This is a genomic window from Polaromonas sp. AET17H-212, assembly GCF_002379085.1.
In the GTDB taxonomy this organism is placed as follows: Bacteria; Pseudomonadota; Gammaproteobacteria; order Burkholderiales; family Burkholderiaceae_C; genus Polaromonas.
On record NZ_NBZW01000019.1, the window covers coordinates 35,940 to 57,414 of the forward strand.

A 21,475-nucleotide genomic window follows, 5' to 3' on the forward strand; every position below is an offset into this window, starting at 1 on the left:
GCATCACAGGCCCGCCCCCCGTCCGGTATGCCGGTGCATCAGCCAGAGCAGGTAGCCGCCGCCCAGCACCGCCGTCAGCACGCCCACCGGCAGCTCCTGCGGCGCCACCAGCCAGCGCGCCAGGGTGTCGGCGGCCGTGAGCAGCACCGCCCCCATCAGCGCGGCCAGCACGGTCAGGCGGCCGTGGGTGGTCTTGACGACGGAGCGCACCAGGTGCGGTGCGGCCAAACCCACAAAAGCAATCAGCCCGGTCTGCGCCACGGCGGTGCCGGTGGCCAGCGCCAGCACCGCCACCAACGCCACCCGCATCTGCGGCAGGCGCAGGCCCAGGCTTTGCGCTGTGGCTTCACCCAGCGCCAAGCCGTCGAGCACATGGCTCATCATCCAGGCGGCCAGCACGCTGAAGGCGAGCACCGCCGCCATCACAGCGCAGGCGGTCCAGCCGACAAAGGCCGTGCTGCCCAGCATGAAGGACTGCATGGCCTGCATGATCTCGGGCGTCAGCAGCAAAATCAGCGAGGTGATGGCACCCAGCACCACGCCGACAATCACGCCGGCCAGCAGCAGGCGCAGCGTGTGCTGCACACCCTTGGCCAGCAGCAGGGTCAGCAGCACGGCCAGCACGGCGCCGACAAAGGCCGCGCCGGTGAGCCCGATGCGCGCCAGCCAGTGCATGGCCAGCGGCGAGACGCCGAACAGCGCCATGGCCAGGGCCACACCCAGCGAGGCGCCCGAGGCGCTGCCCAGCAGGTAGGGGTCGGCCAGCGGGTTGCGAAACAGGCCTTGCGCCACCGCGCCCGCCAGGCCCAGCAAGGCGCCGGCCAGCCAGGCCCCCACGGTGCGCGGCAGCCGGATCTCGCGGACGATCTGCAGGGCCTGCGCGTCCTGCCACATGTTGCGCACACTTTCAAAACCGGTGCTGCCCACACTCACCCCCAGCAGCAGCAGGGCCGCGCTGGCCAGCAGCAGGCCGCCAGCCAGCAACAGGGCCACGCGGTGCTGGTTGGGAAAACGCGGACTCATGGTGCGGCCGGCGCCTTGTCTTCGAGACAACGGGCCATCAGGCGGGCCGCCTCGGCCATGCGCGGGCCGGGCCGCACCACCACGTCGGACTCCACCACGCCGAACACGCAGATGCGCTGCTCCTTCACGGCCTTGATGCTGCCCCAGCCGGGATAAGACGCCATGGCCTGCATGCTGCGGTTGCCGACCATGATCACGTCGGGGTTGGCGCGCACCACGAACTCGGGGTTGAGCCGGGGAAAGGGGCCCAGCGACGCCGGCACCACGTTTTTGACACCCAGGCGCGTGAGTGTCTCGCCGATGAAGGAGGACTCGCCGGCGGCATAAGGCCCGCGGTTGACTTCGAAGTACACCCGCGCGCGTCTGGCCCGGGGCGACAGCGACTGCGCTGCCGCCGAGATGCTGGCGTCGATGGTGCGCCACAACCGTGCGGCACCGGTTGCCTCGGGGATATCGAGCAACACGCCGATTTTCCCGAGCACACGCCGGACATCGGCATGGCTCTTGGGCTCCAGCGCCACCACCTTGATGCCCAGCGACTCCAGGCGCTGGCTGGCGCGTGAGGACGTGGCCAGCAGCACCACGTCGGGCCGCAGCGCCACGATGCCCTCGATGTTCGGGTCCAGCCCGCCGCCCAGCACCGGCAGGCTGCGCACGCTGGCGGGGTAATTCGAATACCGGTCCACACCGACCAGGCGCTGGCACTGGTCCATCGCGCAGACACTTTCAGTCAGCGAAGGCAGCAGGCTGACAATGCGCTGCGGGCTTTGCGCAAAACTCACGCTGACGCCGCGGTCGTCGGTCAGTTGCAGGGCGCGCGCCGGCATCAGGGCGGCGCACGCCGTCAACAGCAAAAACCACAGGGCCTGATTCATGGCGAGCCCTTGAGCGTCAGCGGCAAACCGGCGGCCATCAGGGTCACACGTTCGCAGGCTTGCGCGACGTCCTGGTTGAGCCGGCCCAGCGCATCGACAAAGGCGCGCACCTCGCGCCCGAGCGGTATCACGCCCAGTCCGATCTCGTTGCCGACCAGCACCAGCGGTCCGGAGCAGCCTTCGATTGCTTCCAAAAGCATAGCTGCTGGCGCTTGTGGGTATTGGGCTGCAGCCTTATTTTTCTCTGAATTTTCGGCGGGCATGAGCCAGTTGGTCAGCCACAGCGTCAGGCAATCGACCACCACCAGGGTCTGCGCGTTGCCGTGTTCCGTGATTGCCTGCGCCAGCTCCAGTGGCTCTTCGACCGTGGACATGCCGGGAACCCGCTCGGCCCTGTCCTGCTGGTGGCGCGCGATGCGTTCGCGCATCTCGTCGTCCCAGGGCTGGCCGGTGGCGATCAGCACCGCACGGTGCGCGGGTAATTGCGCGAGCCAGCCCTGCGCCAGCCTTTCGGCGCGGCGCGACTTGCCGCTGCGCTGGCCGCCGAGGATCAGTTCACTGCGAGCCAGGGACAGGCTACTCATGGGCCATGCTCCAGTCCATGACGATGCGGTGCAGTTGCTCTACCCCGTCGGTCAGCGCGGCCGGTCCGGGCTGCAGGATGTCCGCCGACTTGATCTCGAACAGCTGGCCGTTTTTGACGGCGTTGACGTTCTCCCAACCCGGCCGCGCCGCGACTTTTTCGGGCCGGAACTTCTTGCCGCACCAGGAACCGATGATGATGTCGGGGTTGCGTTCGATGATCTGCGCACCGTCGGCAATGATGCGGTCCTTGCCCATGGCCATGCGCGCCAGTTCGGGAAAACAGTCGTCGCCACCGGCCACGCCCAGCAGTTCGGAAACCCAGGCGATGGCGCTGATGTGCGGCTCGTCCCACTCCTCAAAAAACACGCGGGGCCGCCGCTTCAGGCCGGCCGCAGCCTGGGCAATGGCGGCCAGCCTGTCCTGCATGAGCTGCATCAGCTGCAGCCCGCGCTCGGCCTGCCCGACCATCGCCGCGACCTGGTACATCATGGAGAAAATTTCAGCGATGCTGCGCTGGTTGAACACCGTGACCTGCACGCCCTTGCGGATCAGCTCGGCCGCAATGTCGGCCTGCAGGTCCGAAAAGCCGAACACGCAGTCGGGCCGGAGTTCCAGGATCTTGTCGATTTTGGCGCTGAGAAAAGCGCTGACCCGGGGTTTTTCGGCACGTGCGCGCGGCGGTCGGACCGTGTAGCCGGAGATCCCGACGATGCGGCCCTCTTCGCCGAGCAGGTACAGCCACTCGGTGGTTTCCTCGGTCATGCAGACGATGCGTTGCGGGCCGTACCTCATGGCTGCGGCTCCGCTGAAAAAAGGCGGGCGGTCGCTGCCGGGCTGGACGCAAACCAGGCGTGGAAATAGCTGGCACGGACCGAACCCGAGGCATACAGCGCTTCGCCCTCGCCGCGCAGCTTGCGCCCGGGCGCCGCTTCGGTGCGGGTGGCGGGCTGCAGCGGCGTGATGCAGGTCGAGTAGTGGAAGGTGTGGCCGCGCAGGGTCCCACCGTCTATGCCAAGCTGCTGCGGGCCCAGTGCGGCCAGGCGTTTTTGCATGCTGACGCTGCCGGGCAGCACGCCCCACATCGGGTGGCGTTGGCCATCGACGGTGTGCAACGCCTCAAACAGCGCCATCATGCCGCCGCACTCGGCCCAGACCGGCTTGCCGGCGCGCACATGCGCAGCGAGGCTGTCCTTCATGGCGCGGTTGGCCGCCAGGGCCTCCAGATGCAGTTCGGGGTAACCGCCGGGCAGCCAGAGCGCGTCGCAGTCCGGCAAGGCGGTGTCGGCCAGTGGCGAAAAAAACACCAGCTGCGCACCGAGCTCGCGCAGGCAATCGAGATTGGCCGCGTAAATGAAGCAGAACGCGGCGTCGCGCGCCACGGCCACCGTGCGGCCCTCTAGTGCACCGGCCGGAAACGCCGGCAGATCCGGCGCCTTGAAGGGAACCGCCCAGGCCTGCAGGTCGTCCGCGCCCATCTGCCCGAGCGGGGTGGTGGCCAGCGCATCGGCCGCCGCGTCCAGCCGCTGCATGGCGTCGCCGAGTTCATCGGACATCACCAGGCCCAGGTGCCGCTCGGGCAGCGTCATGGCACTGCTGCGCATCAGGGCGCCCAGCCAGTGAGCCGGCTCACGCAGGCTTTCCTCGAGCATCAGCGCATGGCTGTCGGAGGCCACCCGGTTGGCCAGCACGCCGGCAAAGCGCAGGCCGTCCCGATAATGCTGCAGGCCCCAGGCCAGCGCGCCGAAGGTGCCGGCCATGGACCCGGCGTCGATGACGGCCAGCACCGGCAGGCCGAAACGCTGCGCCAGATCGGCCGCGCTCGGCTGCCCGTCGAACAGCCCCATCACGCCTTCGACAATGATCAGGTCGGCCTCCTGTGCCGCATCATGCAGCCGCTGCGCGCAGTCGGCCTCGCCGGTCATCCACAGGTCGAGCTGGTGCACCGGCGCGCCGCTGGCCAGGGCCAGCCAGTACGGGTCCAGAAAATCCGGCCCGCACTTGAAGACCCGCACACGCCGTCCCTGACGCGTGTGCAGGCGCGCCAGCGCACACGCGACCGTGGTCTTGCCCTGGCCGGACGCCGGGGCGGCGATGAGAATGGCGGGACAGCGGTTGTTTGGCAAGACAGCTTCCTTTTATTTCGGCTGGTAGCGCATGGTGACAAACACGCCACGCCCGGGCTGGTTGTAGCCCAGGATGGTTTCGTATTGCCGGTTGGTCAGGTTGTTGACCCTGGCTTGCAGCTTCCAGTCCTTGTTGAGCGCATAGTCTGCATAAACATCGGCCGTGGTGTAGCCGTCAACGGGCTTGAGGTTTGCCGTGTCATCAAAACGCCCTCCGGCCCGCAACACCGAGCCACCCACCGTCCAGACGCCTGCGCCGTAGTCGGCACCCAGCGTCACCTGGCTGGCACTGCGGCGCGGCAGGCGCTTGCCGGTGATTTCGTTGCGCGGATCGAGCGCGTCCACCGAAGCACGCAGCGTCAGTGCGCCGAACGAGCCGTCATAAGCCAGCGTCCAGCCATCAATCCGCGCCCGGGGCACGTTGACGGGGGTTGTCGTGCTGGTAATGAAGCCACGGATCTTGTTGTCAAAATGGACCAGCTTCACGGTATGGCCCGCATCACTCCAGGCGATGCCCATATCCGTATTGCGGCCGCGTTCAGGCTGCAGCGCGGAATTGCCAAAACCGGGGAAATACAGCTGGTTGAACGATGGCGCCACGAAACTGGTGCCATGCGAGGCATGCACGCGCCAAGCGGGTGTGAGGTTGAACGCGTAACCGGCAAAGCCGGTGTTGCCGCTGCCGAACTGCGAATTGCTGTCGCTGCGCACATTGAGTTGCCAGCTGTGCCGGCCTTCGCTGCCGTTGAGTCCGGCAAACCAGGACGCCACCGTACGTTCGTTCACGGTGTACCGGGTCGTGCTGTCCACTTTTTGCGCCAGGTGCTCCATGCCAAGCAGCGCAACGCCAAGCGGCGTGTCGACATCGTTCTGCCAGGTCCACTGTTGCTGCGTCGTCTTGAACAGGCTGGGAAACAGGGCCGGTGCAGCCACAATGGCCCGGCTTGAATCCACGCTTTGGCCGAAGCGCAGCTGTGTTTTCCAGCCCGGCAGGAGCCGGCCCTCAACACCGGTCCGCAGTGTTTGGGTCCGTCCTGCGTAGCGGGTATCGCGGTTAAGGCCATCGTCAGTGTGGTTCACACTGTCTGCATGCAGAAGGCCGGCATCGACCTTCCATGCGGCATTGATCTGCAAGGCCACCGAGGCGTTCAGTGCCTCCTGGTCAAAGCCGTCACGATCAGGGTTGAAGTTGCTTCCCACTCTGGCATTGGTGCTGGAAAAACCGGCATCACGGGTTTTCTGAACACCCAGGGCGTAGCTGACCTGGCCGGTTCCCCCGGTCAAACCGGTGGCCACCTGGCGGTATTTTTCACTCCCCAAAGACACCGAGGCGTAAGGGCTGAAACCTTTGGTACCTTTGCGCAAAAATATTTGCACGACACCGCCCACCGCCTCGCTGCCATACAACGCCGAGGCCGGGCCTTTCAGAATTTCAATGCGCTCGATCATGTCCACCGGAATGGTGTCCCACGATGGCGTACCGGTGGTGGCTGAGCCATAGCGCACGCCGTCCACCAGCAAGATGACATGGCGGGCTTCGGTGCCACGAATGTTGATGCTGCTGTTCTTGCCCAGGCCGCCGTTGGAGCTGAACTGGACACCGGGAACCCGGGACAGAATTTCAGGCAGGGTTCTGCCTGCATATTTTTCGATCCCGGTCCGGTCGATCACCACCACGTCGCTGACAAGTTCGTCAGCCCGTGTCGGTGTGCGAGTAGCCGCGACCACCGTTTCTTTAAGAGTGGCGCCTGTTCCCTGGATTTGGGAAAAGGCAGGAAAAGCCGCGGCCAAAGCCAGCGGCAGCACGGCAACGCGTACACGAGAAACACAGATTTTCATGATGAGAAACATTCAACAAAAGGCCCTCACCGGCTTCCCCGCCAGTGCATGAGCGTTAAAAACGCCCGGTCCAATGAAAGACGCGCGCGTTCACCTTGTTGGCCGGTATCCGGGCTGACGGAACTGCTCTCATCGCCTTCCCAAGCGCGTGTTCAGAACGCTCAGTGGCTGATGATGAAAGCTGAATGTGCCCCGAGCCTGAATCAGGGGTGCGACATTCGTCCGTTTACCGTTGCGGGGGCAGCGCAGGTTAAAAATCTAGGCGCAATCGGCCCGGGCTGACCCGGTGCGGATGGCGTTGATTCCCTCCTGCTTCCCGTTGAACTGCAGCGTGTGAACCACACCGCGAGCACCAACAGGCAAGATTCTACGCGCCAAAACTGTGCAAACCCTACAATTGGTACTTCCATGTCGAACCCAACCCACATCGACCAGATCGCCGAACGCGTCGAGCGGCTCCTGCTGCGCTACGAGGAGTTGCAGCGCACCAATGCCCTGCTCACCGAGCAGGTGCACGAACTCACGCAGGAGCGTGATTCGCTGCGCTCACGCCTGAGCGCCGCCCGCGCCCGGGTCGATGCACTGCTCGAACGCCTGCCGGATTCGTCCGCGCCGATGTCGGCCGCTGGCCCGGCCCATGGCAGGACACCCGTGGGATCGGACTCATGAAGCAGCTTGACGTACAGATCATGGGCCAGAGCTACCTGCTCGGCTGCCCGGAGGGCGGCGAGACCAGGCTGCTCGACGCCGTGGAAAAGGTCGACGCGGCCATGTGCAAGATCCGCGACGCCGGAAAAATCAAGGCGCGTGACCGCATTGCCGTGCTGGCCGCCCTGAACCTGGCTTTCGAGCTGTCCGAGCTGGAGGCCAATGCGCTGAAGGCCGCGCACAGCACCCCGGCGCCGGCCGCCGCCCCGGCCAGGTCCAACGGCGCGGGCATGTCGGCGGCCGAAGCCGCAGCGCAGCCGCAGCTGGCGGCCTTGCTGCAGCGCCTGGACAACGCGCTGGGCGTGGACGGCCGACTGCTGTAAAGCGGCCCTCGGGGCCAGCGCGGCGCGCGCCAAACGCCTACAATCGAACCGTCTGCGGTACACACCGGGCTTTATATTTCCTTGTACCAATGCTCTTAGAGCACGGGCTTGGTAAATTGTCAGGCAGGCGTGATCGTCTCGCGTTAGACGAACCCGAAACCTGACTGCCCTCGCCCACCTGAACCCTGGTTCAGGATGACGGTCCGGTGGTATTCGCAGACACCTTTTTTCATCATCCCGGGCTTGACCGGGGTCACGCCACCAGCGCAGATCCGATGTCCCTCGAGCCCCAACTCATTGCCGAACTCCTCCTGCTGGGCCTGTGCACCGGCTTTCTCGCCGGCCTGCTGGGCATTGGCGGCGGCATGCTGATGGTGCCCTTCATGACCTTCATCCTCACGTCCAAGGGCTATCCGCAGGAATACACGGTGAAGATGGCGGTCGCCACTTCGCTGGCCACCATCTGCTTCAGCTCGCTCTCGTCGGTACGCGCGCATCACCGGCGCGGGGCGGTGCTCTGGCCCATCGTCCGGCTGCTGGCACCCGGCATCCTGCTGGGTGCGCTGGTCGGCGCCCAGCTGGCAGCGGCACTGCCGGGAAAAATCCTGAGCATCCTGTTTGCGGTCTTCGTGGCGTTTTCCGCCACCCAGATGTTCCTGAACCGCAAGCCCAAACCGAGCCGCACCCTGCCTGGTCGCCTGGGCACCTTCGGCATGGGCGGCGTGATCGGCATGTTGTCTTCGCTGGTGGGTGCGGGCGGCGCTTTTGTCTCGGTGCCGTTCATGACCTGGTGCAATGTGAAAATCCATGACGCCGTGGGCACTTCGGCAGCGCTCGGCTTCCCGATCGCACTGGCCGGCACCCTGGGCTACATCTGGGCCGGCCGGGACCTGCCGCAGATGCCGCCCGGTTCGGTGGGGTTTCTCTATTTGCCGGGTCTGATCGTCATCTCGCTGGCCAGCATCAGCACGGCACCGCTGGGCGCACGCACAGCCCACCGCATGGACATCCGGCCGCTGAAGAAAGTGTTCGCGGCCGTGCTGTATGTTCTGGCCGCGTACTTCCTGCTGCGCTGATTTTTTCTAGCGCGCGGCCGATTTGAGGCGCCTTGCCACGGGCTTGGGACGAAAGCCGATGGTCTGCTCGATCAGCGCGCCGCCGTCGGTCATCAAAAAAGTTTTGAAGGCCTGTGCCACCGGTGTCAGGCGCTTGTTGCGGCGATGCACCACATACCAGTGGAGCATCAGAGGAAAGCCCTGCACATCGAGCACGGTCAGGCTGCCGACCTGGAGTTCGCTGCTGATGGTGTGTGCCGACAGGAAGCTGACACCCATGCCCGCAATCACCGCCTGCTTGATGGTCTCCGTGCTCTTGATTTCCATCGCGATGTTGAGATCGGCCAGGTGATCGCCAAAACCTTCCTGCATCGAGTTCCAGGTGTCGGACCCCTTCTCGCGCACCACAAACGGCTCTCTGGCCAGGCGCGACAGGGGAATGCGCTTCCTGGCCGCCAGCGGATGGTCGGGTGCGGCCACAACCACGTAGGGGTGCGGCGCAAAAGGCTCGCTCACCGTGTCCATGTCCAGCGGCGGTCGCACCATGATGGCCAGATCCGTCAGGTTGTCGGTCAGCTGGTTCAGGAGTTCTTCGCGGTTGCAGACGCCGAAGTCCAGCTTCACCCCGGAGTGGCGCCGCGCGAACTCCACCAGCAGGCGCGGAAAGAAATAATCGCCGGCGCTGATCACCGCAACGTTCAGCTTGCCGCCGGAGACGCCCTTGAACTGCGCCATGGCCTCTTCCACTTCCTTGAACTGCTGTATGATGATGCGGCTGGAATGCAACATCTCCACACCCGCCGGCGTGAGGTGGATTTTTTTGCCCAGTTGCTCAAACAGCGGAAGGCCGGCGTGATCCTCCAGTTTTTTGACCTGGATGGAGACCGCCGGCTGCGTCAGATGCAGCTCCTCGGCAGCCCGCGAGAAACTCAGGTTGCGCGCGACGGCCTCGAAAACCTTGAGCTGACGCAATGTCGCATTCTTCATTCGTTCCTTTTATCCATAACGCTCGGCTGATTGATGTTTTCAACAGTTTAGCGATGAGTCATTGTTCGTGGGGCAAGACCCCCGCCTCGGCTGCAGCTACTTCTCATTGGTCCACCATGAGTCGCCGAACTGGCCCTGCAGCCAGCCGACAAAGCCGCTGACCTTGGCCGGCACCAGCTGGGGCGAGGGATAAACGGCATGGATTTCCTGCGATGGCAGCATCCAGTCGCTCAGCACGGGCACCAGGGCACCGCTGCGCACCGACTCATGCGCCACATACTTGGGCAAGGCGGCCACGCCCATGCCGCCGCGCGCCGCCGCCAGCAGAGCCGAGAGATTGTTCGAGCGCAAGGGCCCGCTCACAGAAACCGACCGCGCATGGCCTTCCGCCCCGGTGAAATGCCAGCGGGCATCACCCTGCACCGTGCTGTAGACCAGCGCATCGTGCTTGACAAGACCGGCGGGATTGGCCGGCGCGCCGCGCCTTTTGATGTACTCGGGTGAAGCCACCACCACCCATGGGTTGATGCCGAGGTAACGCGCGCCCAGTGTCGAGTCGGCCAGCGGGCCCATCCGGATCGCCACGTCGATCCCCTGTTCAACCAGGCTGACATAACGGTCTTCGAAGTTCAGCTCGATCTGCAGTTTGGGGTGGAGTTGCATGAAACGCATGACCAGCGGCACCAGCACGCGCCGTCCGAAAGCCACCGAGGTGGTGATCCGAAGGCCGCCCTGCACCTGCGACTGCAGCAGTGCGGCCACCGTCTCGGCTTCTTCGACGTGGTGTGCGATCAGCTTGCACTTGGCGTAATACAGCGCGCCTATCTCGGTGGGTGTCACGCCGCGCGTCGATCGGTGGAGCAGCCGCGAACCCAGTTGCTTTTCCAGCTGCACCACCAGCTTGGTGGCCGACGGCTGGCCCATGCCCATGTCGGCCGCGGCCTTGCTGAAAGAGCCCAGGTCAACCACGCGAATGAAAAGCCGGATGGCCTGAATGCGATCCATGACCGCAAGTAGACCACGGAGCTATCGGCCCGGCAATCATTTATTCCAGATTGGAATAAGCGTAATGCACGGGAGGAGGCTTCCCCGCAATCACCAACGCCGCGACCATGCGTCCAACGATCAGCAACCCTCAAGGAGACTTCGATGGCAAAAATGAAGGCCGCCATGGCCGCCGTTCTGGTGATGGAAAAAGAAGGCATCACACAAGCTTTTGGTGTGCCCGGTGCGGCCATCAACCCGTTTTATTCCGCACTGCGTGAGCGCCAGTCGATCACGCATATCCTGGCCCGGCACGTCGAGGCCGCGTCGCACATGGCCGAGGGCTACACGCGCGCCAAGGCCGGGAACATCGGTGTGTGCATAGGCACCAGCGGCCCGGCCGGTACCGACATGATCACCGGGCTGTACTCGGCAATTGCCGACAGCATCCCCATTTTGTGCATCACCGGCCAGGCGCCCCGCGCGCGCCTGTACAAGGAAGATTTCCAGGCGGTGGACATCGAGTCCATCTCCAAACCGGTCACCAAGTGGAGCGTGACAGTGCGTGAGCCGGCGCTGGTGCCGCGTTCCTTCCAGCAGGCTTTTCACCTCATGCGTTCGGGGCGCCCCGGCCCGGTATTGATCGACCTGCCTTTTGATGTGCAGATGGCCGAAATTGAATTCGACATCGACACCTACGAGCCGCTGCCCGTGTACAAGCCGGCCGCCAGCCGCAGGCAGATCGAAAAAGCGCTCGACATGCTGGCCGCTTCCAGCAAACCCCTGATCGTCGCCGGCGGCGGCATCATCAATGCCGATGCTTCCAGCTTGCTGGTCGAGTTTGCGGAATTGACGGGCGTGCCGGTGATCCCCACGCTGATGGGCTGGGGCACCATTCCCGACGATCATCCCCTGATGGCCGGCATGTGCGGCCTGCAGACCAGCCACCGCTACGGCAACGCCACCATGCTGGCCAGTGACTTCGTTTTCGGCATCGGCAACCGCTGGGCGAACCGCCACACCGGTTCAACCGAGGTCTACTGCAAGGGCCGCACCTTTGTGCACGTGGATATCGAGCCGACGCAGATCGGCCGGGTCTTCAACCCCGACTTTGGCATCGTCAGCGACGCCAGGGCCGCACTGGAACTGCTGGTGCAAGTCGCCCGCGAACGCAAGGCGGCCAACAACCTGCCTGACTATGGCGAATGGGCCGCCCGCTGCGCCGAGCGCAAAAAGCTCATGCACCGCAAGTCCCACTTCACCGAGACACCCATCAAGCCGATGCGCGTGTATGAGGAGATGAACAAGGTGTTTCCACGCGACACCATTTACGTGACAACCATTGGCCTGAGCCAGATTGCCGGCGCACAGTTCCTCAATGTGTACGGACCGCGCCAGTGGATCAACTGCGGCCAGGCCGGGCCGCTGGGCTGGACCATTCCGGCTGCCCTCGGTGTGGTGGCCGCCGACCCGACACGTACCGTTGTCGGGCTGTCCGGCGACTATGACTTTCAGTTCCTGATGGAAGAACTGGCGGTGGGCGCGCAGTTCAACCTGCCTTATGTGCAGGTGCTGGTCAACAACAGTTATCTGGGCCTGATCCGCCAGGCGCAGCGCGGTTTTGAGATGGACTACTGCGTGCAGCTGGCTTTCGAGAACCAGAACGTCCCGGAAGGCGAAGGTGACTTGCGCAGCTACGGCGTGGACCACCAGGCCGTGGTGCAAGGCCTGGGCTGCAAGGCGCTGCGGGTGACCGACCCTGAAAAAATCAATGCCGCCATGGTCGAGGCACAGGTGATGGCGCGCAAATACCGGGTGCCGGTGGTTGTGGAAGTGATCCTCGAAAAGATCACCAACATCGCCATGGGCACGGAGATCGACAAGGTCAACGAGTTTGAAGACATCGACTGCCGCCACCCCAAGGGCCGTGAAGGCCTGGAACTGGCCGGCCTGCTTGAGTAATCAGGATTGACGACCAACCATTTTTCAGCAGACAAGCCATGCCAAAATTCTCCGCCAACCTCAGCATGCTTTTTACCGAGCATGCTTTCCTCGACCGCTTTGAACCTGCCGCGAAGGCCGGCTTCAAGGCCGTGGAATTCCTCTTTCCCTATGCCTTCAGCGCCGCCGACATCAAGGCCAGGCTTGACAGCCATGGCCTGCAGTTGGTGCTGCACAACCTGCCCGCCGGCGATTGGGAGGCCGGCGAGCGCGGCATCGCCTGCCACCCGGATCGCGTGGAGGAATTTCGCTCCGGTGTGGTCAAGGCCATCACCTACGCCAAAGCCCTGGGTGTCGGACAGCTCAACTGCCTGGCCGGCAAGGCGCCCGCAGGCGTGGGCGACGCAGCCCTCAGGCAGACCTTCGTCGCCAATCTGCGCCATGCCGCCGGTGAGTTCAAAAAAGCCGGACTGAATTTGCTGATCGAACCGATCAACACCTTCGACATTCCCGGCTTCTACCTGAACCGCACAGCGCAGGCGCTGGACATTCTTGACGAGGTGGGCGCGGACAACGCCTTCGTCCAGTACGACATCTACCATGCGCAGCGCATGGAGGGTGAATTGGCCGGGACGCTGCAAACCTGCTTGCCGCGCATCGGCCACATCCAGCTGGCGGACAATCCCGGCCGCCATGAGCCGGGTACCGGCGAGATCAACTATGCGTTTTTGTTCGCGCACCTGGATCGCCTGGGGTATGGCGGCTGGATCGGCTGCGAATACAAACCAGCAGGCACAACCGAAGCCGGCCTGGGCTGGCGCCAGCGCCTGGCGCTCTGACCCATTTCATTTCAACAAGGATCTCCTTCACAATGACCTCAAACGCCTTGAAAATCGGCTTCATTGGCCTGGGCATCATGGGCGCGCCCATGGCCGGCCACCTGATCGATGCCGGCCACCAGCTGTTTGTCTACACCCGCGGCAAGATGCCCGAGGCAATTTCCAGCGGCAGTGCCACCCAGTGCCTGAGCGCCCGCGGCGTCGCCGAACGTGCGGACATCATCTTCATGATGGTGCCCGACACCCCCGATGTGGAAGCTGCGTTGTTCGGCGAGACAGGTGTCGCCGCCGGACTCAAGCGACCACCCGGCGACTCGGCCGCGAGCGTGCGCAAAGTGGTCGTCGACATGAGCTCGATCTCGCCGATCGCCACCAAGGCCTTTGCGCAGAAAATCAACGCGCTGGGTTGCGACTACCTCGACGCCCCGGTATCCGGCGGGGAAGTCGGGGCCAAAAATGCGACGCTGTCCATCATGGTTGGCGGCCCGCAAGCCGTGTTTGAACGCATCAAGCCGCTGTTCGAGCTGATGGGCAAGAACATCACGCTGGTCGGCGGCAATGGCGACGGCCAGACCGCCAAGGTGGCCAACCAGATCATCGTGGCACTCACCATCGAAGCGGTGGCCGAGGCGCTGCTGTTTGCCGCCCGCGCCGGCGCCGACCCGGCGCGTGTGCGCCAGGCCTTGATGGGCGGCTTCGCGTCGTCGAAAATTCTGGAAGTGCATGGCGAACGCATGGTCAAGCGCACGTTTGATCCGGGTTTTCGCATTGAGCTGCACCAGAAGGACCTGAATCTGGCGCTCTCCACCGCGCGCCTGCTCGGCATCTCGTTGCCCAACACGGCCACCGCGCAGGAGCTGTTCAACTCCTGTGTCGCCCACGGCGGCAAGGCCTGGGACCACTCGGCCATGGTGCGGGCGCTGGAGAAATTGGCCAACTTCGAAATCGGCCAACCAGCCGGATGATCGTCCGCGACGAATTCATGCACTGAGCGCAAGGTCTGCTTTTCCCTCGCGCAGCGGGCTGCCTGCGCTGATGGCCTGTTGCCTCCGCTGGACCGTGATCCGGATCAGCCTTGGCAGTGGCCCCGAGCATGACGTGGCACAGCATTGCTCTGCCGGCGGGCCTCATTCCCCACCAGGGGTCTCAACCCCAACGCCGGCGCCGCTTCAACCCGGCCGTTCAAGTCGTCTGTGACGGCCTCCTGCTGGCCGGCCACACCGGCCGAGCTCTTCACAAAATACGCTCTGCAAATGTCGCCCCCCCCTTTGGCAGCACCTGAAGAAGACAAGGTCAGCGCATCATGCAGGCCGCCTCAATCCATTAGCTATCAGTAATGAATATTATCAAATACTTTAACTATCATTAATCGTTCGTTTTTTCTACAGTTGCCTCAAGCCCGGTGCAACACCTACACGCCGGAATTGCCGCCAGAGCGTCACCCCATTCAAGGAGAACTCCCATGCTCAAAGCCCTGCTTGACAACACCACCACCGATCGGGCCGACCAGGCTCGCCATGCCTACAACGCCGCGTTTGAAGAACTCGGCCTGAGCTGGCATTGGGATGCCGCCACTTACGTCCGGTTGCAGGCTGGCAGCCGCGACGCTGTGCGCACCTACCTGGAAACCGAGCAGTCGCATCTGCTGCGGGCCTACGAAGCGGACTTCCTGGTCGAAGCCATCGAAGCCGCCAGGGCCCGATGCCATGCAAGCATGGCCAGCAACCGGGCAGGTATGGCACCCTGCGCCAGCTGGTCCGGCAGTGCGCTGGCGCCCGCCGGTGGCCGGAATACGCAAAACAGTGCGCCTGCGCAGCGGTATGCGCCAACCGCCCTTCAGACTTGAAGGCCGGAATGTCCACTCGCTGGGTACGCTTCAAGGAAGACAACACCGTTCGCATTGGCACCCTGGAGGGTGAACAAGTGAGGATTTTCGAAGGGGACATGTTCGGCGGCGCAGTCCCCACGGACCGGGTGATGCCACTGGCAGACGTCGAGCTGCTGATGCCGGTCCTGCCGACAAAAATCATCGCCCTGTGGAACAATTTCCATGCGCTGGGCGAAAAGCTCAAGCTGCCCATTCCAGCCGAGCCGCTGTACCTGATCAAGGCACCCAACTCCTACCTGGACCCGAACGGGTCCATCCGCCAGCCGGCCTGCGGCGGCAAGGTGGTCTTTGAGGGCGAATTGGGCATCGTCATCGGCAAAACCTGCAGGCAGGTCACCGAGCGCCATGCACTGGCGCATGTGTTCGGCTACACCTGCGCCAACGATGTGACGCTGGCCGACATCCTGAATCGCGATGCCTCGTTTGCGCAATGGGTGCGCGCCAAGGGTTTCGATACTTTCTGCCCTTTCGGGCCAGCGGTGGTCACCGGCCTTGACCCGGCACAACTGGTGGTCAGAACCATCCTGAATGGTGAAGTCCGCCAGGACTATCCCATCAGCGACATGCGTTTTTCCGTGGCGCAGCTGGTCAGCCTGATTTCGCAGGACATGACTTTGTATGCGGGCGATATTATCCTTTGCGGAACGTCGGTCGGCGTGGGCGCCATGAAACCGGGAAGCACCATCGAGGTGGAAATTGCCGGCATCGGCAAGCTCTGCAACCGTTTCGAATAATTTTTGCCGGGAGAATGCGTGTGAAGATTGCGATCATTGGCGCCGGGGCCATCGGTGGCTATGTAGGCGCGAAACTGGCCCTGGCCGGCGAAGACGTCACGTTCATTGTGCGGGGCGCCAATCTGGAAGTCATCCGGAAAAAGGGCATGAAGCTCATCATGCATGATGGCGCCGAGCAGGTCGCCGCAGGCGTCAAGGCCACCGATGACTATGCCGAAGCCGGCCCGCAGGACCTGGTGATTCTGGCGATGAAAGCGCACCAGGTGGAGGCGGTGGCCAAAGACCTGCCCAGGCTGCTCGGCCCCGAGACCGCCGTGGTCACCATGCAAAACGGCATCCCCTACTGGTACTTTCACAAACACGGCGGCCCGCTCGAAGGCAGCAGGGTGCAGAGCGTGGACCCGGGAGGCATGCTGTCGGAGATGATTCCACCGTGGCGCGTGATCGGTTGTGTCGTCTATCCGGCTTCGGAGCTGGTAGCCCCAGGCGTCGTCAGGCATATCGAAGGCGACCGCTTTCCGCTCGGCGAACTCGACGGCTCCATCAGCGAACGTGTCACGCGCATCTCTGAGTGTTTTGGCAAGGCCGGCTTCAAGGCGCCGGTGCTGGACAACATCCGCTCCGAGATCTGGCTCAAGCTCTGGGGCAACCTCACCTTCAACCCCATCAGCGCGCTGGCCCACTCCACCCTCGTGGACATCTGCCAGTACCCGCTGTCACGCAAGCTGGCCGCCAGCATGATGGGCGAAGCACAGGAAGTGGCGCACAAGCTGGGCATTCAATTCCGCGTGACGCTGGACAAACGCATCGCCGGCGCAGAGAAAGTGGGCAAACACAAAACCTCCATGCTCCAGGACATCGAGGCCGGGCGTGCGCCGGAAATCGACGCGCTGGTGGGGTCGGTGGTGGAACTCGGGCGGCTCACGCAAACGCCGACGCCCCACATCGACACGGTCTACGCGCTGGTCAAGCTGCTGGCCAGGACCATGGAAGAAGAGCGCGGCCAGGTACACCTTCAGCCCCTCGCCTGAACGCCGCCTCGTCCGAGTCTCCCGGGGGACCGGCACGCTCCTGAGCGCGCCAGGGTAAAAAAAGTAACGTGCGAAGAACGTGCCCCCCACGGCGCCAGCGCCTTCTTCCCTCCTTCGACGGCCGCGTCGAAAGGGGTGGCGAATTCGCAAGTCTTGCCGAGGTCCAGTGCCTTCAGCTACGGCGGGTTGCCCGCCCTCAGGGAGACAAACTGATTCCCGCCCTTCCCACCGTATCTGCCGGAACAACCCTCGGTGAAAACCCCTAGGCCAGCTTGAAAAATCGACAAACTTGACCACTGTCAAGAGCTGTTAGCCCCACTTGGTAAGACCATGTCCCCGTGATACTTTTCGACGTGGAGACTGGAAAGACTTCCAGCCCAGGACAGAGTTACTCAACAACAGGAGACAACGAGATGAAAGTCAGATTCACGAAGGTCCGGAATGAGTTGGCAGCGGCCGCGGCCGCAGCCGTGTCAGCGGTGGCTTTGATGGCTGCGCCGGCACACGCGGCCTGGGAGCCGACCAAGCCGGTAGAGTTTGTTGTTCCCGCCGGCACTGGCGGTGGTGCTGACCAGATGGCTCGCCTGATTCAGGGCATCGTCATCAAGCACAAGTTGATGAAGGAGCCGCTGATTGTTGTCAACAAATCCGGCGGCGCGGGCGCTGAAGGTTTTCTCGAGGTCAAAGGTGCAAAAGGCAATCCGCACAAAATCATCATCACGCTGTCCAACCTGTTCACCACACCGCTGGCGACCGGCGTTCCGTTCAACTGGCGCGACATGACACCGGTTTCCATGATGGCACTGGACCAGTTCGTGCTGTGGGTCAATGCAGAAAATCCCGCCAAAAACGCCAAAGACTACCTGGCAGCCGTGAAAGCTGCAGGCCCCAGCAAAATCAAGATGGGCGGCACCGGCTCCAAGCAGGAAGACCAGATCATCACTGTCGGCATTGAGCAGGCCACCGGAACCAAATTCATCTACGTCCCGTTCAAGGGCGGCGGTGAAGTGGCTGTGCAGCTTGTCGGCAAACACATTGACTCGTCGGTGAACAACCCGATCGAGGCTGTTGCCCAGTGGCGCGCCGGCCAGCTGCGTGCACTCTGCGTATTTGATGACAAACGCATGACCTACAAGACCAAGGTTACCGACACAATGTCATGGAGCGACATCCCCACCTGCAAGGAAGCCGGCGTGCCCACCGACTACACCATGCTGCGCGGAATTTTCATGGCACCGGACGTGTCAAAAGACCAGCTTGAGTTCTACCAGAACCTGCTCAAGAAAGTCCGCGACACCCCGGAGTGGAAAGACTACATGGAAAAAGGTGCTTTCAACCAGACCACCATGTCAGGCGACGAGTTCGGAAAATGGCTCGGCAGCGCCGAGCAGCGGCATCGCGAGTTGATGAAGCAAGCCGGCTTCATCGCGAAATAAAAAAAGAAAGGGCCCCGCACGAGGGCCTTTTCACCGCAGGGCCGGCCGCTTCCGGCGCCGGCCCTGCCGACCAATCACTGTTCGCCCGATCCAGGGCTATTCAATTACTCAGCAGGAGTTCCCCCGATGGAGCCAAACGATTTATCCGGCACCGGGCAACGCTCGGGCGTCGCCACCAACGTCATCGAAGCCATCGTTGCCTTTCTTATCATGGTCCTGGGGGCGGTGGTCATCCAGGGCAGTTGGGCGCTGGGCTCGGGATGGACCAGCGACGGCCCCGGTGCCGGCTATTTCCCGTTTTACATCGGCATCATCCTCTGCATTTCCGGCGCCGGCATCATGATCCCGGCCTTGTTCGGAAAAAACAGGAACACCGAGATTTTTGTCGACAGCGTGCAGCTCAAGCGTGTCCTGTCCGTGCTGTTGCCCGCCCTTGTCTACGTGCTGGCTGTGCAGTTCATAGGCCTGTATGTGGCTTCGGCTCTTTACATCGCCTTGTTCATGATCATCCTGGGCAAGTACTCCCGGGTCAAAAGCGTTATCACAGCGCTGGCCGTGAATGTGCTGTTTTTCTTCATGTTCGAGGTCTGGTTCAAGGTACCCCTGTTCAAGGGGCAATTCGACCTTTTGAGTTTCCTGGGTTACTGAGCTCCTTCACCCCGACACCAGACTATTGAACCTTACTGACCGGATATTTCCATGGACGAACTAAACTCGCTTTTTCACGGATTCAGCGTCATCCTGACGCCAATGAATATCCTGCTGATGTTCGTAGGCATCATCCTTGGCGTGCTGATCGGCGTGCTGCCAGGACTGGGTGGTGCCAACGGCGTGGCCATCCTGCTGCCCCTGACCTTCACGATGACGCCAACCTCGGCGATCATCATGCTCTCGTGCATTTACTGGGGTGCCCTTTTTGGCGGCGCCATCACCTCGGTGTTGTTCAACATACCGGGTGAACCCTGGTCGGTTGCAACCACCTTTGACGGCTACCCCCTGGCGCAGCAAGGCCACGCAGGTCAAGCGCTGACGGCAGCATTCACGTCATCGTTCATAGGCGCTTTTGTGGCTGTGGTGATGATTACCTTCATGGCACCCCTGGTCGCCAAGTTCGCACTCAAGTTCGGCCCTCCCGAATTCTTTGCCGTCTATCTGCTGACCTTCTGCAGCTTCGTGGGCATGGGCAAAGGCTCCCCCTTCAAGATCCTGGCCTCGATGACCATCGGTTTTGCACTGGCGGCCGTGGGCATGGACACCGTCACCGGGCAGTTGCGCCTGACCTTCGGTATTCCCGACCTGATGCGCGGCTTCGACTTCCTGATCGGCGTGATCGGGCTGTTCGGCATCGGTGAAATCTTGCTGTCGATGGAAGAAGGCCTGGCTTTCTCCGGCAAGAGCGCCAAGATCGACCCCAAGGTGGTGTTTGAAACCTGGAAAAAACTGCCGCGGTACTGGGCAACTTCCGTCAGGAGTTCGCTGATCGGCATCTGGATGGGCATCACCCCTGGCGGCGCCACCCCGGCTTCGTTCATGAGTTACGGCGTGGCCAAGAAGATGTCCAAGGACGGCGCCAAGTTCGGGACCGGCCAGCTCGAGGGCGTGATTGCCCCCGAAACAGCAGCCCACGCCGCCGGCACCAGCGCTCTGCTGCCCATGCTGGCGCTGGGCATTCCCGGCTCGCCAACAGCTGCCGTGTTGCTGGGTGGACTGCTGATCTGGGGCCTGCAGCCCGGACCGCTGCTGTTCGTCGAGCAAAAAGACTTCGTCTGGGGACTGATCGCCAGCATGTACCTGGGTAACCTCGTCGGCCTGATCGTCGTGCTGACCACGGTGCCGCTGTTCGCCTCCATCCTGCGCATTCCGTTTTCCATCATCGCCCCGGTGATTGTGGTGATCTGCGCCATTGGTGCCTATACCGTCCACAACGCCATGCTGGACATCTGGTTCATGATGCTCTTCGGGGTGATCGGTTACCTGTTCAAGAAACTGGACTACCCGCTCGCTCCGCTGGTGCTGGCGCTGGTTCTCGGAGACAAGGCGGAGGACTCCTTCCGCCAGGCCATGCTGGTTTCCCAGGGCGAAATGTCCATTCTGTGGTCCAACCCGCTGGTTGGCGGCATCAGCACGCTGGCGCTCGTCCTGCTGTTCTGGCCGCTGGTGGCGCGTCTTATCGCCAAAATCCGCCCGCCCAAGCGCGCGGAATTCGCAGCAGAACAGCCCGTTGATTAAATACAGGAGAGCGCCATGCCCGTTATTGCCATGACCCAGGAGATGGGATCTCTTGCCAAAGATGTCTCCCTGCAACTTGCCCAGGCGGGCCAATTGGCCATCATGCGCCATGAGGTTCTGGAGAACGTGGCGGGCAGGATGCACGTTCCCGGAAGCCTGATCAGCCGGCTGCGCGAGGGCAAGGCGGGCCTCGTCGAGCGCCTGACCACGGACAAGGAACGTGTCGCCGTGTACACCGCGCAGGAGGTTTTCGACCTGGCCGACAAGGGCAATATCGTATTGCGTGGCTGGGGGGCAACCTGCCTGCTGCGTCCGGTGCGGCACGTGCTGCGGGTACGGGTCACCCGCCCCTTCAGGCAGCGCGTGGCATGGTTGATGGAGCACCTCGGAACCGACGACGAGTCATTTGCCGAAGCCGAGGTGCGGCGCAGCGACGACGCCCATGCTTCCCGCATGCACGACCAGTTCGGCGTGACCTGGGGTGACCCGCTTCTGTACGACCTGGTATTGAACACCGATCGCGTCTCGGTCGAAAGCTGCGTGGAGCAAATCCGGCACCTGGCCAGCCGGCCGGAGTTCCAGGAAACCGCAGAGTCCCGCGCCATGCTGGCCGACCTGGCACTGAATGCGCGCATTCGTGCGGCGCTCAAAGACCATGAATCGACACGCGATATCAACATCAACATCGAGTCAAAAAACGGCAAGGCCGTGCTCAGCGGAATTGTGATCAATGCGCACGAAAGCGCAGAAGCGGCCCGTGTTGCCAGTACCGTGGCCGGCATTGTCAGCGTTGATAATCAACTCCGCCTGATGGCCTCGAGCCGCCGATTCGCGTCAGCCAAAACCTGACAGGAGGGCCTTGCACCTGCAGCAGA

The 21,475-nt window shown here is 63.0% G+C and carries 21 protein-coding genes, 1 other RNA gene and 1 riboswitch; of the genes, 14 read left to right on the forward strand and 8 right to left on the reverse strand.

Annotated features, from left to right (window positions below; genetic code table 11):
* Nucleotides 1-3 precede the first annotated feature (3 nt).
* The 6 genes from B7G53_RS14915 to B7G53_RS14940 are packed head-to-tail and all read right to left on the reverse strand — an operon-like array spanning nucleotide 4 to nucleotide 6,445.
* Complete coding sequence (locus B7G53_RS14915) at nucleotides 4-1,023, reverse strand: FecCD family ABC transporter permease (RefSeq protein ID WP_096669060.1); 1,020 nt, start codon at nucleotides 1,021-1,023, stop codon at nucleotides 4-6.
* Nucleotides 1,020-1,898, reverse strand: coding sequence for an ABC transporter substrate-binding protein (locus B7G53_RS14920; protein ID WP_096669062.1), 879 nt, complete (start codon nucleotides 1,896-1,898; stop codon nucleotides 1,020-1,022). The genes B7G53_RS14915 and B7G53_RS14920 overlap by 4 nt, the downstream gene beginning before the upstream one ends.
* The gene (gene cobU, locus B7G53_RS14925) at nucleotides 1,895-2,482 is read right to left on the reverse strand and encodes a bifunctional adenosylcobinamide kinase/adenosylcobinamide-phosphate guanylyltransferase (protein ID WP_096669064.1); all 588 of its coding nucleotides are present in this window, start codon (nucleotides 2,480-2,482) and stop codon (nucleotides 1,895-1,897) included. The genes B7G53_RS14920 and cobU overlap by 4 nt, the downstream gene beginning before the upstream one ends.
* Nucleotides 2,475-3,275 carry a cobalamin-binding protein gene (locus B7G53_RS14930; RefSeq protein WP_096669066.1) on the reverse strand — a complete coding sequence of 267 codons (801 nt, stop codon included), beginning with the start codon at nucleotides 3,273-3,275 and terminating at the stop codon, nucleotides 2,475-2,477. The genes cobU and B7G53_RS14930 overlap by 8 nt, the downstream gene beginning before the upstream one ends.
* On the reverse strand, nucleotides 3,272-4,606 hold the full coding sequence (locus B7G53_RS14935; protein WP_096669068.1) for a cobyrinate a,c-diamide synthase: 1,335 nt from the start codon (nucleotides 4,604-4,606) through the stop codon (nucleotides 3,272-3,274). Before B7G53_RS14935 ends, B7G53_RS14930 begins: the two co-directional genes overlap by 4 nt.
* A gap of 12 nt (nucleotides 4,607-4,618) precedes the next feature.
* Nucleotides 4,619-6,445 (reverse strand): TonB-dependent receptor domain-containing protein, encoded by a 1,827-nt coding sequence (locus B7G53_RS14940; protein ID WP_096669163.1) that lies wholly within the window; start codon nucleotides 6,443-6,445, stop codon nucleotides 4,619-4,621.
* Between the two features lie 83 nt (nucleotides 6,446-6,528).
* Nucleotides 6,529-6,816: riboswitch (cobalamin riboswitch) on the reverse strand.
* A gap of 37 nt (nucleotides 6,817-6,853) precedes the next feature.
* Between B7G53_RS14940 and B7G53_RS14945 the strand changes: the two genes are divergently transcribed.
* From B7G53_RS14945 to B7G53_RS14955, 4 genes are all read left to right on the forward strand, one after another.
* Nucleotides 6,854-7,114, forward strand: a complete 261-nt coding sequence (locus B7G53_RS14945) for a cell division protein ZapB (RefSeq protein ID WP_096669070.1) — start codon at nucleotides 6,854-6,856, stop codon at nucleotides 7,112-7,114.
* On the forward strand, nucleotides 7,111-7,476 hold the full coding sequence (locus tag B7G53_RS14950; RefSeq protein WP_096669072.1) for a cell division protein ZapA: 366 nt from the start codon (nucleotides 7,111-7,113) through the stop codon (nucleotides 7,474-7,476). The genes B7G53_RS14945 and B7G53_RS14950 overlap by 4 nt, the downstream gene beginning before the upstream one ends.
* A gap of 46 nt (nucleotides 7,477-7,522) precedes the next feature.
* A non-coding RNA gene (gene ssrS, locus B7G53_RS23435) (6S RNA) lies at nucleotides 7,523-7,702 on the forward strand.
* A 49-nt stretch (nucleotides 7,703-7,751) separates the two neighbouring features.
* Nucleotides 7,752-8,552 carry a sulfite exporter TauE/SafE family protein gene (locus tag B7G53_RS14955; protein WP_096669075.1) on the forward strand — a complete coding sequence of 267 codons (801 nt, stop codon included), beginning with the start codon at nucleotides 7,752-7,754 and terminating at the stop codon, nucleotides 8,550-8,552.
* Nucleotides 8,553-8,558: 6 nt separating this feature from the next.
* Here B7G53_RS14955 and B7G53_RS14960 read toward each other — a convergent pair whose 3' ends face one another.
* Together B7G53_RS14960 and B7G53_RS14965 are read right to left on the reverse strand one after the other, a co-directional pair.
* Entirely contained in the window at nucleotides 8,559-9,518 is a 960-nt protein-coding gene (locus B7G53_RS14960) for a LysR family transcriptional regulator (protein WP_096669077.1), read from the reverse strand.
* 96 nt (nucleotides 9,519-9,614) lie between these two features.
* Complete coding sequence (locus tag B7G53_RS14965; RefSeq protein ID WP_096669079.1) at nucleotides 9,615-10,523, reverse strand: LysR family transcriptional regulator; 909 nt, start codon at nucleotides 10,521-10,523, stop codon at nucleotides 9,615-9,617.
* Between the two features lie 144 nt (nucleotides 10,524-10,667).
* Here B7G53_RS14965 and gcl point away from each other — a divergent pair, with 144 nt between their 5' ends.
* From gcl to B7G53_RS15015, 10 genes are all read left to right on the forward strand, one after another.
* Nucleotides 10,668-12,464, forward strand: a complete 1,797-nt coding sequence (gene gcl, locus B7G53_RS14970) for a glyoxylate carboligase (protein WP_096669081.1) — start codon at nucleotides 10,668-10,670, stop codon at nucleotides 12,462-12,464.
* 38 nt (nucleotides 12,465-12,502) lie between these two features.
* The gene (gene hyi / locus B7G53_RS14975; RefSeq protein ID WP_096669083.1) at nucleotides 12,503-13,282 is read left to right on the forward strand and encodes a hydroxypyruvate isomerase; all 780 of its coding nucleotides are present in this window, start codon (nucleotides 12,503-12,505) and stop codon (nucleotides 13,280-13,282) included.
* A 32-nt stretch (nucleotides 13,283-13,314) separates the two neighbouring features.
* Entirely contained in the window at nucleotides 13,315-14,247 is a 933-nt protein-coding gene (gene glxR / locus B7G53_RS14980; protein ID WP_096669085.1) for a 2-hydroxy-3-oxopropionate reductase, read from the forward strand.
* Between the two features lie 497 nt (nucleotides 14,248-14,744).
* The gene (locus B7G53_RS14985; RefSeq protein WP_096669086.1) at nucleotides 14,745-15,128 is read left to right on the forward strand and encodes a hypothetical protein; all 384 of its coding nucleotides are present in this window, start codon (nucleotides 14,745-14,747) and stop codon (nucleotides 15,126-15,128) included.
* Nucleotides 15,129-15,136: 8 nt separating this feature from the next.
* Complete coding sequence (locus B7G53_RS14990) at nucleotides 15,137-15,904, forward strand: fumarylacetoacetate hydrolase family protein (protein WP_096669088.1); 768 nt, start codon at nucleotides 15,137-15,139, stop codon at nucleotides 15,902-15,904.
* A gap of 20 nt (nucleotides 15,905-15,924) precedes the next feature.
* Nucleotides 15,925-16,935, forward strand: a complete 1,011-nt coding sequence (locus B7G53_RS14995; RefSeq protein ID WP_096669165.1) for a 2-dehydropantoate 2-reductase — start codon at nucleotides 15,925-15,927, stop codon at nucleotides 16,933-16,935.
* A gap of 413 nt (nucleotides 16,936-17,348) precedes the next feature.
* The gene (locus tag B7G53_RS15000; protein WP_096669090.1) at nucleotides 17,349-18,371 is read left to right on the forward strand and encodes a Bug family tripartite tricarboxylate transporter substrate binding protein; all 1,023 of its coding nucleotides are present in this window, start codon (nucleotides 17,349-17,351) and stop codon (nucleotides 18,369-18,371) included.
* A 126-nt stretch (nucleotides 18,372-18,497) separates the two neighbouring features.
* Complete coding sequence (locus B7G53_RS15005; protein ID WP_096669092.1) at nucleotides 18,498-19,019, forward strand: tripartite tricarboxylate transporter TctB family protein; 522 nt, start codon at nucleotides 18,498-18,500, stop codon at nucleotides 19,017-19,019.
* A 51-nt stretch (nucleotides 19,020-19,070) separates the two neighbouring features.
* Nucleotides 19,071-20,600 (forward strand): tripartite tricarboxylate transporter permease, encoded by a 1,530-nt coding sequence (locus tag B7G53_RS15010; RefSeq protein WP_096669094.1) that lies wholly within the window; start codon nucleotides 19,071-19,073, stop codon nucleotides 20,598-20,600.
* 15 nt (nucleotides 20,601-20,615) lie between these two features.
* Nucleotides 20,616-21,449 carry a cytidylate kinase family protein gene (locus tag B7G53_RS15015; protein WP_096669096.1) on the forward strand — a complete coding sequence of 278 codons (834 nt, stop codon included), beginning with the start codon at nucleotides 20,616-20,618 and terminating at the stop codon, nucleotides 21,447-21,449.
* Nucleotides 21,450-21,475 lie beyond the last annotated feature (26 nt).

Excerpts from the sequence above, each read along its gene's own strand:
- cobU (WP_096669064.1), bottom strand. The coding sequence starts at position 2,482 with ATGAGTAGCCTGTCCCTGGCTCGCAGTGAACTGATCCTCGGCGGCCAG.
- B7G53_RS14930 (WP_096669066.1), bottom strand. The coding sequence starts at position 3,275 with ATGAGGTACGGCCCGCAACGCATCGTCTGCATGACCGAGGAAACCACC.
- B7G53_RS14920 (WP_096669062.1), bottom strand. The coding sequence starts at position 1,898 with ATGAATCAGGCCCTGTGGTTTTTGCTGTTGACGGCGTGCGCCGCCCTG.
- B7G53_RS15005 (WP_096669092.1), top strand. The coding sequence starts at position 18,498 with ATGGAGCCAAACGATTTATCCGGCACCGGGCAACGCTCGGGCGTCGCC.
- B7G53_RS14965 (WP_096669079.1), bottom strand. The coding sequence starts at position 10,523 with ATGGATCGCATTCAGGCCATCCGGCTTTTCATTCGCGTGGTTGACCTG.
- glxR (WP_096669085.1), top strand. The coding sequence starts at position 13,315 with ATGACCTCAAACGCCTTGAAAATCGGCTTCATTGGCCTGGGCATCATG.
- B7G53_RS15010 (WP_096669094.1), top strand. The coding sequence starts at position 19,071 with ATGGACGAACTAAACTCGCTTTTTCACGGATTCAGCGTCATCCTGACG.
- B7G53_RS14960 (WP_096669077.1), bottom strand. The coding sequence starts at position 9,518 with ATGAAGAATGCGACATTGCGTCAGCTCAAGGTTTTCGAGGCCGTCGCG.
- B7G53_RS14915 (WP_096669060.1), bottom strand. The coding sequence starts at position 1,023 with ATGAGTCCGCGTTTTCCCAACCAGCACCGCGTGGCCCTGTTGCTGGCT.
- B7G53_RS15015 (WP_096669096.1), top strand. The coding sequence starts at position 20,616 with ATGCCCGTTATTGCCATGACCCAGGAGATGGGATCTCTTGCCAAAGAT.
- B7G53_RS14955 (WP_096669075.1), top strand. The coding sequence starts at position 7,752 with ATGTCCCTCGAGCCCCAACTCATTGCCGAACTCCTCCTGCTGGGCCTG.
- B7G53_RS14950 (WP_096669072.1), top strand. The coding sequence starts at position 7,111 with ATGAAGCAGCTTGACGTACAGATCATGGGCCAGAGCTACCTGCTCGGC.
- B7G53_RS14945 (WP_096669070.1), top strand. The coding sequence starts at position 6,854 with ATGTCGAACCCAACCCACATCGACCAGATCGCCGAACGCGTCGAGCGG.
- B7G53_RS14990 (WP_096669088.1), top strand. The coding sequence starts at position 15,137 with ATGTCCACTCGCTGGGTACGCTTCAAGGAAGACAACACCGTTCGCATT.
- gcl (WP_096669081.1), top strand. The coding sequence starts at position 10,668 with ATGGCAAAAATGAAGGCCGCCATGGCCGCCGTTCTGGTGATGGAAAAA.
- B7G53_RS14940 (WP_096669163.1), bottom strand. The coding sequence starts at position 6,445 with ATGAAAATCTGTGTTTCTCGTGTACGCGTTGCCGTGCTGCCGCTGGCT.
- hyi (WP_096669083.1), top strand. The coding sequence starts at position 12,503 with ATGCCAAAATTCTCCGCCAACCTCAGCATGCTTTTTACCGAGCATGCT.
- B7G53_RS15000 (WP_096669090.1), top strand. The coding sequence starts at position 17,349 with ATGAAAGTCAGATTCACGAAGGTCCGGAATGAGTTGGCAGCGGCCGCG.
- B7G53_RS14985 (WP_096669086.1), top strand. The coding sequence starts at position 14,745 with ATGCTCAAAGCCCTGCTTGACAACACCACCACCGATCGGGCCGACCAG.